Below are 14,371 nucleotides of genomic sequence, written 5' to 3' on the forward strand. Positions count from 1 at the left end.
ACCAATGGTAAAGCGGCTTCCTGTAGAATAGAGAATAGAGGGCACTTCTAGATTGCGAGGCGAATATCCAACTCAATCGGCTTTGGCATAGCTAAGTGATAACCTTGATACATATCGAAGCCTAAATTTTGCATCGCTGCGAGTTGTTGTTGGGTTTCTATCCCTTCGATTACTGTCTTCGCACCGATTTGGGTAGCAAGCTTTAGGGCCAATTCCATTTCACATGTGTCGCCTTGTTCAAAGTCCAACATAACCGAGCGGTCTATCTTGATGATATGAGGGTTAATGTGACGAACGCGCTGTTCGGTTGATGCTTGTGTACCAAAATCATCGACAGCGATTTGAAAACCATTCTCCGCTAGTGAATGTGCCGCGTCTTTCAAACGTTCTTCACTCTCTACGTTAAGTTCGACCAACTCCATCACAATTTGTTCGCACGATAAGTTAAGCTCATGCAGGCGCTTAGCTAACAAGCTATCGCTCACTTTCTCTGCAGCAAATAACTCGCCAACATTAGGAAGAACATTCAAAAATAGGTGTAAATGACGGATAGTCGACTGTGCGAAGTTGCGTATATGAATGGCTCGGCTCAGCCTCTCGACATTAATTTTGTCTGTGCATGAGGTTTCGTCGGAATGAAAGAAGTGATCAGGGCGAACAATGGCACCTTTTCTGTTCGAAATTCGAACTAAAGCCTCTACACCTATCTGAGTCATAGAAGAATCAAATATAGGTTGGTAGACACTTCTAAGTGTTAGGTCTTGATATTTCGCAATAAACTGCATATCGGCGTCCACAGATATACAGCTAACAAATTCACTTCTGTCTGATAAAATCATAGTCGCTAATAAAGGTGTTTATTTAATGACGAGAATATACGTCACGGCTGTCACAATATTGACAGGTGTTACTAAATTGTCAATTAATAAAAATTCATTTGTAACGCCAATATTTAAATTAATATAACTAACGAAAAATCAGCATGATAAATGACATTAACCATTAAATTTACTTATCACTGACTGCATTTGATAGCTTAAGTGAATCTAATGGCTGAGTAACGCCTCACATATTAATCCCAACCAATATAAGGCTAGAACGCTGATACACCAGAGAAAAGTAGGGTTAATAGCTTAAATTATGGGGGAGTGTCAAAGTTATAAAATAGATTGACTAAGCGAGTTACACAGAAATGATATCTATCTCTCAAAATCGAGACTGTGAGTCGATCGGCTATTAATAATTAAAACAGGAAGTTCGAATAATTAATGAACAGGGAATGAGTTGTCTTTTATAAAATACTGGGATGGAGGTCTAACTATTTACTTTCAAGACTGATTAAAAATGTTGACCCGTATTCTTACTGCCATTGAAGTACTGCGTAAAGTTGCAGGTATTTACGAACCAGTTGTTGATTTCCTGACCGCTTTAAAGGGTGTCCAAATTTAATGAAGCAAGGGCTGATTTTAAAATTATTATTTAAGTCAGTAGCGAATTGAGAATCACTCTCTCTTAGCGTGATACCTTGTTGGCTATATTCCGTGATCTCGTCTGGGAGTTCACCCATCCACCAATGCAATAATTCACCACTGTTTTTACTTCGGCTAATCCAATGGTCGGAGACAATGATCAAAACGTCATTGGGTTGAATGGAAAATCCATACTCTTGTTGCCAATTATGGATGTCCAACATTAACTTTCTACGACAGGTTTTCCCGGCGCTCACCATATGATGACTGATCATCCAAACGGTACCAATTTCGGAAGATATTCGGAAGTGTCGAGGCGTTTCTCTAGAGGAAAGCATTTCAAGTGGGCTGATGTTGCTTGCATGATTAAAGCTAACGAAGGTGTGCTCCATTCGGCGAGCAAATGCCTTTCCTATATGGTGCTCACTGATCCCTTGATTGTGCACCGTAGGGTAGTGGCGTTCACAGAGCTTTAGGCAATCGTCTTGAAATTGATTAACGCTTTTAATCACTAGATCTAATAACAATGAAGTCCCTTATACACAGCTACTATCTTATTGATGGGCAATAGTACGGTAATTGCGGTTCCGTTACCTATCGTCAAAGTGCGAGTTCTTGATCTCTCTATCAAAATTAACCATTGCTGAGTGATTTTATGGATAGCACTGGCGCTCTACAGGTCTGTATTCTAAATTATGAGGAATTCTAGCTAGTTACCTCGACTATAGTCTAGTCAGCAAATCACAATTGATCTACTTACTCTTTATTTGGAAACATTCATGACCATTCAATTAGATTCGAAACAAAAATCTGAGCTTACTCATACGCTCCAAAAGTACCTGCAGGATGAACTTGATGTGGAGCTTGGTCAGTTCGACACGGAATTCTTGGTCGACTTCATCAGCAAAAAATTTGGCGCAGTGTATTACAACAAGGGGATAGAAGACGCTCAGAAAGTGATGGAACGCAAAATGTTAGACATCTCAGATGAGCTCTACGAAATCGAGCAAATTGTTGAAATTTAACGTTTAGCCCAAACTTGTTCAAATAATTTGAATAACTCGTTTAATTTGCAATGATGTAACTATTGTAAAGCTTGGTAAATAATATGTTACACAAACTTAGTGTAGGGTACGCTTTTCAAAACTACACGATTCGTTAACATTCGGAAGAGATGCATGGACAACAACGTTAGAAATTACAACCCTTTAGCTAGAGCGATGCATTGGATTTCAGCTCTCGCAGTATTTGGCTTATTTGGTGTAGGCCTGTGGATGGTTGATCTTTCATATTACAGCGAGTGGTACAAAACAGCGCCAGACTATCACCGCTCGGTAGGCATTCTTTTGGCTACTGTTACTGTTATCCGCTTGGTTTGGAAACTAGTTACCGCGTCACCTAAAGTAGAAGGTAAAAGCTATGAAGTTGCAGCAGCGAAGATCGCTCACGGCTTTATGTACATTAACTTAGCGGTTTTATTTATTTCAGGTTATTTGATTTCAACATCAGATGGCCGCGGGATCGACGTATTCAATTGGTTCACTGTACCAAGTATGGGTGAACTGTTTGCAAACCAATCTGATCTCGCAGGAACGATTCACTACTATGCTGCATGGGTACTGATCATCATGGCATCAGTACACGCCTTAGCGGCGATAAAACACCACGTTATCGACAAAGACGATACGCTACGAAAAATGATAGGAGCTTCAAAATGAAAAAGTCAATTATCGCTACAGGATTAGCATTTGCAATGGCAATGCCTTTCGCTGCGAACGCCGCTGATTACGTGATTGATACAAAAGGTGCGCATGCTTCAGTTAACTTTAAAGTTAGCCACCTGGGTTACAGCTTTATCCAAGGTCGTTTTAACACATTCTCAGGTGACTTCTCATTTGATGAAAGCAACGTTGAAGCGTCTACAGTAAACGTAACGGTTGATACTACAAGCCTTGATTCAAACCACGCAGAACGTGATAAGCATATCCGTAGCGGCGATTTCATCGATGCTGGTAAGTTCTCTGATGCGACATTCAACAGCACGAAAGTTGTTGATAAAGGCGACGGCAAACTTGAAGTAATGGGTGACCTTAAACTTCACGGTGTAACTAAGCCTATCGTTATCGAAGCTGAATTCATCGGTGCTGGTCAAGACCCATGGGGCGGTGAGCGTGCAGGTTTCGTTGGTACAACTCGTCTAGAACTTGCTGACTTCAACATTCCAGTAATGGGCGCTTCAAGCTATGTAGATATGGATCTACACGTTGAAGGTGTAAAGAAGTAATCTAGCTATTGTTGATCGCTAACTAGTATCAATCTCTTATGTAACACCAAAAGTTAAATAGATACTTAGAAAGCAACAGTTAGAAATAGAGAAAGGCGCAAAGTTTTCACTTTGCGCCTTTTTTATTGAGATAAATGGCAACGCGTTTAGGTCTGTTTTGTGTCAAACCGTTTAGTACGTTAAAAGCCACCGTTTACCTCTAGCCAGTCAACGTTGCCATGACTGAGTTATCTAATTGAACTACTAATCCCTAATAGTTCAACTTAAGATTAGTTAAGCCGTTTCTAGTTCAGCTTGTGGAACCACGTTTAGTCGGTCACCGTAGATTGGACGTAGTGCTTGCATCACTTCAATGCGAGTCAACACACCTACCATTACGCCGTTTTCTAACACTGGAAGCATATGTGGTTGGCTTACTTTCATCGCTTTTGCACGCTCTTCTAGAGAAAGAGATGTCAGGCGAGTAGCGAAGCCCATGCTTGTCGTCGGGTACAGTTGCTCTTTGTCGATGCATAGGAACTCAGCAACGTCCACTAGCTTGTCGTTTGCGTCGATTGCCACAACGTCACGGCTCATTAGGTCTACAACTTTTTGGCCTTTAGTTGGGATGTAATCTTGGCACCAAAGGTCAACCATTACGTCATGAACAGAGAAGATACCCACTAGACGACCTTCAACATCGCAAACAGGAGCGCTAACAAGTTGCGCGTCTAAAAGTGTATCAATCGCGACTGATGTTGGCATTTCTACGCTCAGTGTAATTGGTTGAGTGTTCATGATTTGCTTGATAGTAGTTGCTGTGTTCATAGTAATTTCCTTAACTGACGTAATTTCTGTTGTTTGTGTAATAGCGGTAATTTTTGCTGCTTTAAGTTGTGGGCGACGGTAGATGCTCCAGTTCGCTAAGCCGACCAATACTGAACCACCTACGATGTTGCCGATTGTCACTGGTATTAAGTTTGCGGTGACAAATTGCATGACGTTTAGGTCTGCATACTGGGCTGGTGTTGCGCCGATTTGCATCCAGAAGCTTTCTGGTGCGAATGCTTGAATCGTGATGCCTAGCGGAACCATGAACATATTCGCCACACAGTGTTCAAAGCCTGAGCTTACGAACATTGCAACGGGTAACACGGTCATCATTGCTTTGGTCATTGCGTTAGCAGAGCTGAACGTTAACCAAATCGCTAAACACACCAACAAGTTACAAAGCACACCCAAAGCAAACGCTTGAACTGGGGTGTGGTGTAGCTTGTGTTGAGCAATGTTTAAAGCGTTTAAGCCCCATTGCCCGCCATCCAGTTGATACAAGCCTGCTGCGCTTACCAAAGCCAATAGGAACATGGCACCGATAAAGTTGCCGACATACACCTTGCCCCAGATAGACAGCATCTTCGTGAAGGTGATTTGCTTGTTAGCCCATGAGATGCTTGATAACACTGAGCTGGTAAATAGCTCACCACCGCAAATCACAATCAAGATCAAACCCATACTGAAGGCAAGACCGCCGGCTAAGCGACTCAGTCCCCATCCAGCATCAGCGCTGCCCGTGGTTACCGTGATGTAGAATAAAAAAGCAAGCCCGATGAATGCGCCAGCCATGATTGCCAAACTCAATGTCATGCTGCTGGTTTTATTTGCTTTACTTAATGCAAACTTCTCTGCTTCCGCCATCATTTCTGTTGGTGAGAACAGTTGATGATTTTCAGAAGTGCTGGTTGCCATATCCCCCCCTTGAACAATCCGTCATGTGTAATTCCTAGTGTTAATGACCTGGTTAATCCGTAATGGTTAATCAGTAATGTTTTGCAGGGCTCGTTGTGTCCTGCCATTCCAGATTAGGGCGTTGAGGGGTAGAGGTAAAATTGATAATTTTTAGAAACCACATCAAATTTATTGATATAGATTTGGTTACGCGTAGAATGAAATTGATTGCTCATTGGCTTTATAAAAAACGAGCATCAGGACACAAATAATTAAAAGCATTAAGGATGAATTTTGCGTTATTCATTAAAGCAACTCGCGGTATTTGATGCAGTAGCAGACTCCGGGAGCGTTAGTCAGGCAGCAGACAAATTGGCGTTGACTCAGTCGGCAACAAGTATGTCTCTTGCACAGTTGGAAAAAATGCTCGGCAGGCCTTTGTTTGAAAGGCAGGGCAAGCAAATGGCCCTGACTCATTGGGGCATGTGGTTAAGACCAAAAGCGAAGCGTTTACTGCAAGATGCGCAGCAAATTGAGATGGGTTTTTACGAGCAGCATTTGTTGAGTGGCGAACTCAAATTAGGTGCTAGCCAAACTCCAGCGGAACACCTCGTTCCTGATCTCATCAGTATTATTGATAACGACTTTCCTGAGATGCGAATCTCGCTTGGCGTGCAAAGTACCGATGCTGTCATTGATGGTGTATTAGATTATCAATATGACTTGGGCGTTATCGAAGGTCGTTGTGATGACAACCGAGTTCACCAAGAAGTGTGGTGTACCGACCATTTAACGGTGGTTGCATCGGCTCATCACCCGTTTGCGAAGCGTGAACGAGTCAGCTTGGCACAATTAGAACAAGCAAAGTGGGTATTACGCGAACATGGTTCGGGTACTCGCAAAGTTTTTGATAGCTCTATTCACCATTTAATTGGCGATCTCGATGTATGGCGAGAGTATGAACACGTTCCTGTTTTAAGAAGTTTGGTTGCAAACGGCCCATATTTAACGTGTTTACCTTATCTAGATGTCGAACAGTTTGTTGAGTCAGGGCAACTGGTGACGTTGAATGTTCCTGAGCTTGAAATGGAAAGAACCTTGTCCTTTATTTGGCGTGCTGACATGGCAGAGAACCCACTTGCTGAATGTATCAAGCGTGAAGGTAAGCGCATGATGAAAGGCAAACGGTCGATTCTTTAGTCGCTACTCAACACCAATTCTAATAACTAAATATGTTGAATAAGCGATTCCGGTCTCCATCTAGTGATAAATGCACAAGTGCATACATTATTAATGTGATCGTGATCGGCTAAATAAGGGCTATCTTCCCATAGTATGCTTACTTGATTTTAAGTGAGGCTAAATCCGGTTGCGTTCAATTACGTAATTAGGCTTTAGAAATAGTATGAGTACATTAGTCGCGATTTCATTAACAACAGGTATTTTGTCAGGTCTATGGGGATGGATTGCTATCTCTTTCGGCTTATTGTCATGGGCAGGTTTCTTAGGTTGCACCAGTTACTTTGCTTCGCCAACAGGCGGCGTTAAAGGACTAGCAGGTAGCTTATTGACCAACATGACTGGCGTATTCTGGGCAATGGTGATTATCGAAAGCTCAACCTTCGCAGGGTTAGAGATTTTAGGCTACATGATTACTGCTATTGTGGCTTTCTTTATGTGTATTCAAGCGAAACAAGCGTGGCTAGGTTATATCCCAGGCACCTTCATTGGTTGCTGTGCGACGTTTGCTGCAGGTGGTGATTGGCAACTTGTAGTGCCATCTTTACTGCTTGGTGGTGTATTTGGATACTTGATGAAAGCAACGGGGCTATGGCTTCACGAGAAATCGACTCAATCTTCGGAAGTTGTTGAACAACACGCTAAACAGGCAAAGGCTTAATTCGTTAACCTAACCTTAGTTAGTCACTGTGAACTCTTGCAAGATAACCCCCAATTAATTTGTATATCGATTTATACAGGCACACCGTTTGGTGTGCCTTTTTTGGTTGAGGTGACTAGCTAAATATTTCATCAGTAGAGCAACTGATAGCATCTATAAAACAAATTATGTTTAGGTATTTCCATTCGCCATGGTGATCACGCGTTTTAATGTCCACCTTAATAAAAGCGGAATGCATTCTTGTCCTTGATTCTCGCAATGAGAAACAATGGCGAGTGCAAGGTCGGGTTTTGCATGTTTCTTCAATACCTTGGCAACCACTTTCTTTGGAGGGATAGGGTGATCGTATGGAATCTTAACCATGTCACGGAAAAAGCTCTCAAATCCATTCATATATAGGTAATGCTCGATATCTTTATCTGGCAGTTCCGTGAGTCGATGTCTTTCCTGATCATTACCAAGCTTCGATAGCACCGTTGCTGCGTATTTTTTACCCGCCGCATCGCCGTCAGTTACCACATGCCAATCGATGCCAAACTCTTGCGCGACCTTAATCAGTGCCTTAAGTCCTGATTGGGCGAACTCAATAATCTGCACACCTTCTGCTGCTAGGTTATAGCCACATTGGTTGGCAAGTTCATTGAACAACCAAACCTCGGTTTCACCTTCTACTAATAGCCAACAGCGAGCAAATAGTGCCCCAGAGCGGTGGAAGCGGATATGAAAACCAATTCGTCGAAGTTCATCCTTACTGAAATGGTTCATGTTGAGTTGATTGGCGATGGTTTTGTCTGACTGACGAACCAAGCGACGAATCGATTGAAGTGGGACCGCCGCAAGTAGGTCGCCACTGTTGGTGGTCAGGATTTTCTGCATGGGCAATTTCTGCATCAAGCTCCAAGCCCTTGCCAAGTGTGTTGGGTGCAATCGACCTTCTGGATCTTCAAGGATCAACAGAGGGCGCGCACATCGCCTTAAGTCGTTTGGCCCTTTAGCTTGTAGATAAGCGTTAAGTAACCCCATGAATAATAAGCGAGTTTGTTTGTTCTTGGTCTCTTCGACGAGTTGATGAATACTCTGATCATTGGTACCCGCAGAATAAAGCAATCCGTCTCGCTGTTTTCTAGGGTTACGACGAGAAGTACTTTTGAAAGAAAAATAGTGCTCAATCAAACTTTGCATCGACTCTAGGCTACTGCGCATTTCACCTTTATTAACATGTCCGGGTATCGCCATAAGACGGCGGCAGGTGTTGTCTATTCGTTTTTCTATTCTTGCTTGTCGACCATTACCGTTATTGGCGCCGTTTCCATTTGTTGTGCCATTGCTCGTGTGATGGTTCCCGTTCCCGTTTGAATTTGCATTAGTTGCGTGAACATTAGTCGGCAGGTGAGCATTGTGGTTAAGGGACTTGCCGTTGAAAGGACGATCAAAGTGCCTTGCATCACGCAAACGGATAACGGGATGTAAGGTCATTAATTCTTGAGCAAGCTTTTCTGAATGATGAAGCTTGAGCGGATTACCGTCCAAACCAAGAAATGCATAGTGTGTTGTTGTCTCATACTGTTCTAACGTCGCGCTGATGCGATAGTAGATGCGAAATACGCCAAATTCATCTTGAACCCAAATAGGTTTGAGTTTGCGATAACGACCTGCGTTAAGTTCGCTCTTATCGTTAGCTTTTAAAGCGAGAACAATTTGAAGATGTTGAGACTGCGGGTGTGAAACAGAGTAATCGACATGAAAATCGGTCATTTCAAAGTGATATGGCACACCGTCTGAGGGCAGAATGACGGAAAGGGCATCCAATAATGAAGACTTACCCCAAGTATTTTCACCAATAAGCGTGGTTAGCTCGTCAAACGCGAGTGACATGCGCTTGATACCTCGAAAGCCAGAAATCTCGATTCTTTCTAGTTGCATAGGCTTACTCCTAACGGAAGGCTCTGCTAATTATTTGAAAGCTAACAGATATCTTTAATCATAATCGAAAAATCCAAATCCGGTATGCTCACCTGTCACAAAACCCGTTGTTTATTAATACGGTGCAAAATGAGATTTTTGATCTATCTCGAGTATTTTTTTGCAGTGCAGTTTCATAAAATTCACGATTCTGTCATGATTCTCGACCTAGTATGAAGGGACAAAGAGAGAAGAAAATATGACTAAAAAGAATAAGCCGACAAAAATAGTGTTGGCACACATCAACGACACCCACTCATACTTTGAACCAACCTCGTTACAGCTATCACTTAAAATGAACAACCACATCATTGAACCTTATGTCAGTGCTGGTGGCTTTGCTCGAATTTCAACACGCTTCAAACAAATAGAACAAGATGCCCAGCGTCAGAAGGTTGGAACCTTGTTCTTGCACGCTGGTGACTGCTTCCAGGGCACGTTGTACTTTTCCTTATTCAAGGGAAAAGCCAATGCCGATTTGTTGAATGCCCTTAATATAGATGCCATGACGCTCGGTAATCACGAGTTAGACATGGGTAATGAGCCCGTTGCGATTTTCGCGAAAAGAATCAAATTCCCGCTGTTGGCCGGTAACTGGAATCTATCGAATGAGGATATCAATAAAACTCATACGCTAGCGGACAACGACATTGTTAAGCCTTATCTGCCTGAAACACGAAGTGCTTCTTTTATAACGAAAGAGTTTGATGGCGAGAAGGTCGCAATATTCGGCTTAAGCATCGACAAGATGGCAGGCATCGCTAACCCAGATATCGATACACCGTTTGAAAATGCTTTGGAAACAGCAAAAGGGACCATTGAGCAAATCCATCAAGCAGGTATCAACAAGATTGTGTTACTTAGCCATCTTGGTTACGAAGCTGATTTAGAGTTAGCAGCCAACGTAACAGGTATTGGTGTCATCGTTGGTGGTCATAGTCATCGCTTACAAGGTGATTTCTCTGATATCGGCTTAGTTAAAGATGATGAATACGGTGTGAAAATTGGCGATACCTATGTTGTGCAAGCGGGTTTCCACGCCATGAGCTTAGGACACTGCGAAATCGAGTTCGATTCTCAAGGCAAAGTGACGCACTTCAATGGTAAAAACGAACTGTTATTAGGCCGTCGACTCTTTATAGACGCGAAACTGAGTGAAGTAGGGCAAGACGATGCCCACGATATGGCGTGTGAGTTTTTAAACAATCACCCTAATATTGCAGTGTGTAAGAAAGATCCTGAGCTGCAGAGCATTCTGACGGATAAATACCAGCCGCGAGTTCGAAAGCTTCAGCAACAAGTGATTGCTCATGCAGACACTAAACTTCGCCATGTACGTATTCCAGATGCTAAAGGCCCGAGTCAACTAGCCCCCTTGGTTGCTCAATCATTTCACCATCTAATGAACAAGAAAGGGCATCAGGTTGACTTTGCCATTCACAACGCCGGTGGTGTAAGAAATTCACTGAACAGCGGCGATGTCTCTGTTGCCGATATTGCCGGAAAACTACTACCGTTTGCCGTACCTATTGGTGTGTATGAAGTAAAAGGTGAAACGATCGCTGGCATGCTTGAAGGTGCAATCAATAACGCGATTGATAATGGTGTCGTGGGCACAGGTTCAGGTAGCTTTCCTTATACACATAATTTGAGGTTTTGTTACCACAAAGAAGCGCCTATAGGACACAGGATTCACCATCTAGAAATTCACTCTGATGATTCAGGTTGGCAAGCTGTTTCTCGCAACCGTATTTACCGGGGCGCGTCGTCAGCCTATACAATGAAAGGCAAAGAGGGCTATAACGCTGTGTTGGATATGATCGGTGATGGCACGGTCACCACTGACTCTATGGCAGACTGCTTCATCGAGTTTCTGCAAGACCACCCAGAGTCGCTTCAACTCAATGAACCGTTGAATTGCATGGAGTGTTTTAGATAACTAAAGCTGATACTGATATTTAACACTATTACTTTGGGTTATTTATAAAATTGGCATTGTTTATGCTTTATCTCTGCAGGTCGCCTTCTTGTGGAGATATGCATGGATAAGAAAGATTGGTTAGATGCGGTAGCGGTTGTCGGTTGGGTATCAGTTTGGTCAGCGTTAGTGTATTTAATACCTGCCGCAGGGCTGTAAATTGCTCTTTTTGCAACTTCATTACGCAGTGCAATAGTGTGTTTGACTTGCGAATTTATTCTTAGAATCAATTCGCGTGTCTATTTGACAAAGTGGCATCAATCAGAAAGGAGCGTTTGCTCCTTTTTTGCTTTTTCCGTGCAAATTTATATAGACGAAACACAACCAGAGGATTATTATCCACGCGTTTGGGGAGTAGTTAGCGCAAGTTTACATATCGTCATCTCGTTAGGCCAAGAGTCTATCCGGTATGTAAAAGTGAAATCCCATATTTCACTTCAACGAGACCAACGCAATCACAGTCAAGATCCGTAATGGAGCTTGATATGCTTTGTTTGCGGAAGGTCTTTGTACAGTTCTTCCGCCCGGAGGAATAATGAACTCAACTCAATCTCTATTATCTACAAATAGTGAATCCTTTTTTTCATCGCCAATCATGACGACTTATGCGGGCTTTTTCCTGCTAACGGTTATTCTCGTCTCTATTGATATCTATCAGACTCGTGGCGGTAACGTTACTATCAAGAAAGCGGCAATCTGGAGTGTTTTCTGGTTTGTACTTGCGTTTTTGTTTGCTGGCTCGATTTACCTATTTTGGGACATTTATGCGCCGAACAGTGACTACACAGCGCAAAAAGCAACCGTGTCATTCATTACGGGTTACTTGTTAGAAAAATCCCTTAGCGTAGACAACTTGTTTGTTTTTGCGATGATCTTTGCTCAATACCAAGTTCCTGAGCATCTAAGACCTCGTGCGCTTCTTTGGGGCGTAATTGGTGCATTGGTGCTTCGTGCAATTATGATCGCACTAGGCGCACAGCTATTGGCGGAATATCACTGGGTGCTTTACGTGTTCGCTGCGTTCTTGATTGGTACAGGTATTAAGCTGGCATTAGACAAGGGCGAAGAGGAGAGTGTGAATACTCTGCCTGAAAAGCTACTTCGTAAAGTGATGCCGGTAACAGAGGACTTCCATGGCCCTGCATTAATGGTTAAACAGGGTGCTAAATGGGCATTCACTCCAATGATGTTGGTCATCGGTGCGATCGCAGTCATGGACGTGATGTTTGCATTAGACTCTATCCCTGCGATTTTTGCGGTAACACAAGAACCGTTCTTGGTACTTGCGGCTAACGTGTTTGCGTTACTTGGTCTTCGCTCGTTGTATTTTGTACTGCAAGGTATGATGGACAAGTTCATCTATTTGAAACCCGCGCTTTCATTCATCATGGTGTTCATTGGTGTGAAAATGCTTCTGGTTGATAGCGAGTGGGCTATCCCAACTTACTGGTCATTGGCGGTATTGGTTTCTACGATGACGATTGCGGTTATAGCGTCGGTTTATGCGAAGAAGCCAGGCATTGAACAAGTAAATTAAAAACAAATATAACTTATCGAAAAGTCGATAATGAACACGTGGCTGATGAAGTGGAAAATTTATTTATGTAAATTTTCTGTGACATTGGCCACTGTTGTTTGCGGGGTATTTGTACTAAATGCATGATTTAAACACTATATTGAATTTGTACTCACATAATCTGCATATCTATTTTGTGGCATTGTTAATGGTTTGTTTTATTAGAAAAACTAATCCCAAAATCTAATTTTAGTCATTTTTTAACCTGCAAAAGATCACCTATTATTCTTGTCATCAGAACGAAACACATTAATAAATTTATAGAGAGGCAATCATGGCTCAAGCAGTACAAATGAATACTATCGCTGTTCCTAACTCTATGGATAAGAAAACCTACTCGGTTAACTTCAAAGGATTGATTGCACACATTTTCGATATTCTTTTCGTAGACAACTCTCCACGTAGTTACTACGCAAGCGACCTATCTGGTCACATGCAACGCGATATCGGTATTAACCGTTAATCTCAGCGTTAACATGTAAATATAGAATTTTAAGAAAACGCCAGCTTCTAAAGCTGGCGTTTTTGTATCTGAAATAAACTCAATCTCTTCGTAAACTAAGCACCTGAAAGAAAAACCTAGGCATAATGGTCTGTATTTGAGCGCCATTCAATTCGCTTTGTACAAGGATCTCGGTATGTCACACGCCAAACGCAATTCATCATTGATTAAACTTTGTTTATTTGCCTTACCGATCGGCTTCTATTCCTCAGTGTCGCTTGCACAAACCTGGAGTAATGAAGGCCAGCCCGCACAGGTTATCGAGCTCTTCACCTCTGAAGGTTGTTCAAGTTGTCCACCTGCTGATCAGTACCTCAGTACTTTTGAAGACCATCCAAAACTTTGGACACAAGTTATTCCGCTTGCCTATCACGTCGATTATTGGGATTACTTAGGTTGGGGCGACAAGTTCGCGAGTAAGGCGTTTAGTCAGAAGCAACGCTTGTACAAAGCTTATGGAGTAACAAGTGGGGTTTACACACCCGGCTTTGTTGTCGATGGAAAAGAGTGGCGCGGTTACTTTAACTGGTTAGACAGAACGTTGCCTTCGCTCAAACAACAAAATAACCCCAAGCTAATGGTCAACTATAAAGGCGATACGTTCAGCGTAAGTTACGAAGGCAAAGGGGATTATGTTGCTCATATAGCTTTGCTGGCGATGAACGAAGTCACCAGCGTTAAGGCGGGCGAGAACAGAGGTAAGAAGTTAGAGCATGATTTTGTCGTAGTGTACGATGGCTACCAACGTGGTGAATCTGAGTGGCAATTCAATGTGGACTTTGATCCGCTAGTCGCTTCGCCCGATGCCGTAGCTGTCTGGTTAACCGCACCTAATTCGTACGCACCTGAACAGACGGTAGCAGGGTGGTTGAATTAAACTCACGGTGCTCAACGCCAATTGTCCTTCAATTATCAAGTTAGCAATTGGGGCGACACCAAACCGGTACTGTGTCGCCTTCGTCCCGTTTTAGTTGGTCTAAATTGAAGTTACAGGCT

The 14,371-nt window shown here is 42.7% G+C and carries 13 protein-coding genes; 9 read left to right on the forward strand and 4 right to left on the reverse strand.

Annotated elements, in window-relative coordinates; genetic code table 11:
- Nucleotides 1–47: 47 nt before the first annotated feature.
- Both BCU07_RS18450 and BCU07_RS18455 read right to left on the reverse strand, forming a co-directional pair.
- Nucleotides 48–785 carry an EAL domain-containing protein gene (locus tag BCU07_RS18450; protein WP_017067364.1) on the reverse strand — a complete coding sequence of 246 codons (738 nt, stop codon included), beginning with the start codon at nucleotides 783–785 and terminating at the stop codon, nucleotides 48–50.
- Nucleotides 786–1,360: 575 nt separating this feature from the next.
- A complete protein-coding gene (locus tag BCU07_RS18455) occupies nucleotides 1,361–1,996 on the reverse strand; it encodes a hypothetical protein (protein WP_017067365.1) in 636 nt (211 codons plus the stop codon).
- A 252-nt stretch (nucleotides 1,997–2,248) separates the two neighbouring features.
- Here BCU07_RS18455 and BCU07_RS18460 point away from each other — a divergent pair, with 252 nt between their 5' ends.
- The 3 genes from BCU07_RS18460 to BCU07_RS18470 all read left to right on the forward strand — a co-directional run bounded on the left by BCU07_RS18460 (nucleotide 2,249) and on the right by BCU07_RS18470 (nucleotide 3,753).
- Nucleotides 2,249–2,494: a DUF2164 domain-containing protein gene (locus tag BCU07_RS18460; RefSeq protein WP_017059821.1), complete on the forward strand. Its 246-nt coding sequence runs from the start codon at nucleotides 2,249–2,251 to the stop codon at nucleotides 2,492–2,494.
- 153 nt (nucleotides 2,495–2,647) lie between these two features.
- Nucleotides 2,648–3,187 carry a cytochrome b gene (locus BCU07_RS18465; protein ID WP_017059820.1) on the forward strand — a complete coding sequence of 180 codons (540 nt, stop codon included), beginning with the start codon at nucleotides 2,648–2,650 and terminating at the stop codon, nucleotides 3,185–3,187.
- Nucleotides 3,184–3,753, forward strand: coding sequence for a YceI family protein (locus BCU07_RS18470; RefSeq protein ID WP_017059819.1), 570 nt, complete (start codon nucleotides 3,184–3,186; stop codon nucleotides 3,751–3,753). The genes BCU07_RS18465 and BCU07_RS18470 overlap by 4 nt, the downstream gene beginning before the upstream one ends.
- 273 nt (nucleotides 3,754–4,026) lie before the next feature.
- On the opposite strand, the gene focA is transcribed toward BCU07_RS18470, so the two are convergent.
- A complete protein-coding gene (focA, locus tag BCU07_RS18475) occupies nucleotides 4,027–5,478 on the reverse strand; it encodes a formate transporter FocA (protein ID WP_050650436.1) in 1,452 nt (483 codons plus the stop codon).
- Between the two features lie 273 nt (nucleotides 5,479–5,751).
- On the opposite strand from focA, the gene BCU07_RS18480 reads away from it, so the two are divergent.
- Both BCU07_RS18480 and BCU07_RS18485 read left to right on the forward strand, forming a co-directional pair.
- On the forward strand, nucleotides 5,752–6,657 hold the full coding sequence (locus BCU07_RS18480; protein ID WP_065584985.1) for a LysR substrate-binding domain-containing protein: 906 nt from the start codon (nucleotides 5,752–5,754) through the stop codon (nucleotides 6,655–6,657).
- Between the two features lie 205 nt (nucleotides 6,658–6,862).
- Nucleotides 6,863–7,357 carry a DUF1097 domain-containing protein gene (locus BCU07_RS18485; protein WP_017059817.1) on the forward strand — a complete coding sequence of 165 codons (495 nt, stop codon included), beginning with the start codon at nucleotides 6,863–6,865 and terminating at the stop codon, nucleotides 7,355–7,357.
- A gap of 171 nt (nucleotides 7,358–7,528) precedes the next feature.
- On the opposite strand, the gene BCU07_RS18490 is transcribed toward BCU07_RS18485, so the two are convergent.
- Nucleotides 7,529–9,280, reverse strand: a complete 1,752-nt coding sequence (locus BCU07_RS18490) for an ATP-dependent endonuclease (RefSeq protein ID WP_017059816.1) — start codon at nucleotides 9,278–9,280, stop codon at nucleotides 7,529–7,531.
- Between the two features lie 238 nt (nucleotides 9,281–9,518).
- On the opposite strand from BCU07_RS18490, the gene BCU07_RS18495 reads away from it, so the two are divergent.
- From BCU07_RS18495 to BCU07_RS18510, 4 genes are all read left to right on the forward strand, one after another.
- Nucleotides 9,519–11,258: a bifunctional metallophosphatase/5'-nucleotidase gene (locus BCU07_RS18495; RefSeq protein ID WP_102333460.1), complete on the forward strand. Its 1,740-nt coding sequence runs from the start codon at nucleotides 9,519–9,521 to the stop codon at nucleotides 11,256–11,258.
- A gap of 574 nt (nucleotides 11,259–11,832) precedes the next feature.
- A complete protein-coding gene (locus tag BCU07_RS18500) occupies nucleotides 11,833–12,834 on the forward strand; it encodes a TerC/Alx family metal homeostasis membrane protein (protein ID WP_017059813.1) in 1,002 nt (333 codons plus the stop codon).
- 313 nt (nucleotides 12,835–13,147) lie between these two features.
- Nucleotides 13,148–13,336 (forward strand): hypothetical protein, encoded by a 189-nt coding sequence (locus tag BCU07_RS18505; protein ID WP_017059812.1) that lies wholly within the window; start codon nucleotides 13,148–13,150, stop codon nucleotides 13,334–13,336.
- A 175-nt stretch (nucleotides 13,337–13,511) separates the two neighbouring features.
- Nucleotides 13,512–14,252, forward strand: a complete 741-nt coding sequence (locus BCU07_RS18510) for a DUF1223 domain-containing protein (protein ID WP_102427950.1) — start codon at nucleotides 13,512–13,514, stop codon at nucleotides 14,250–14,252.
- Nucleotides 14,253–14,371 lie beyond the last annotated feature (119 nt).

The sequence above is a fragment of the Vibrio sp. 10N.261.54.E10 genome, from assembly GCF_002877735.2.
Lineage (GTDB): Bacteria > Pseudomonadota > Gammaproteobacteria > Enterobacterales > Vibrionaceae > Vibrio > Vibrio crassostreae_C.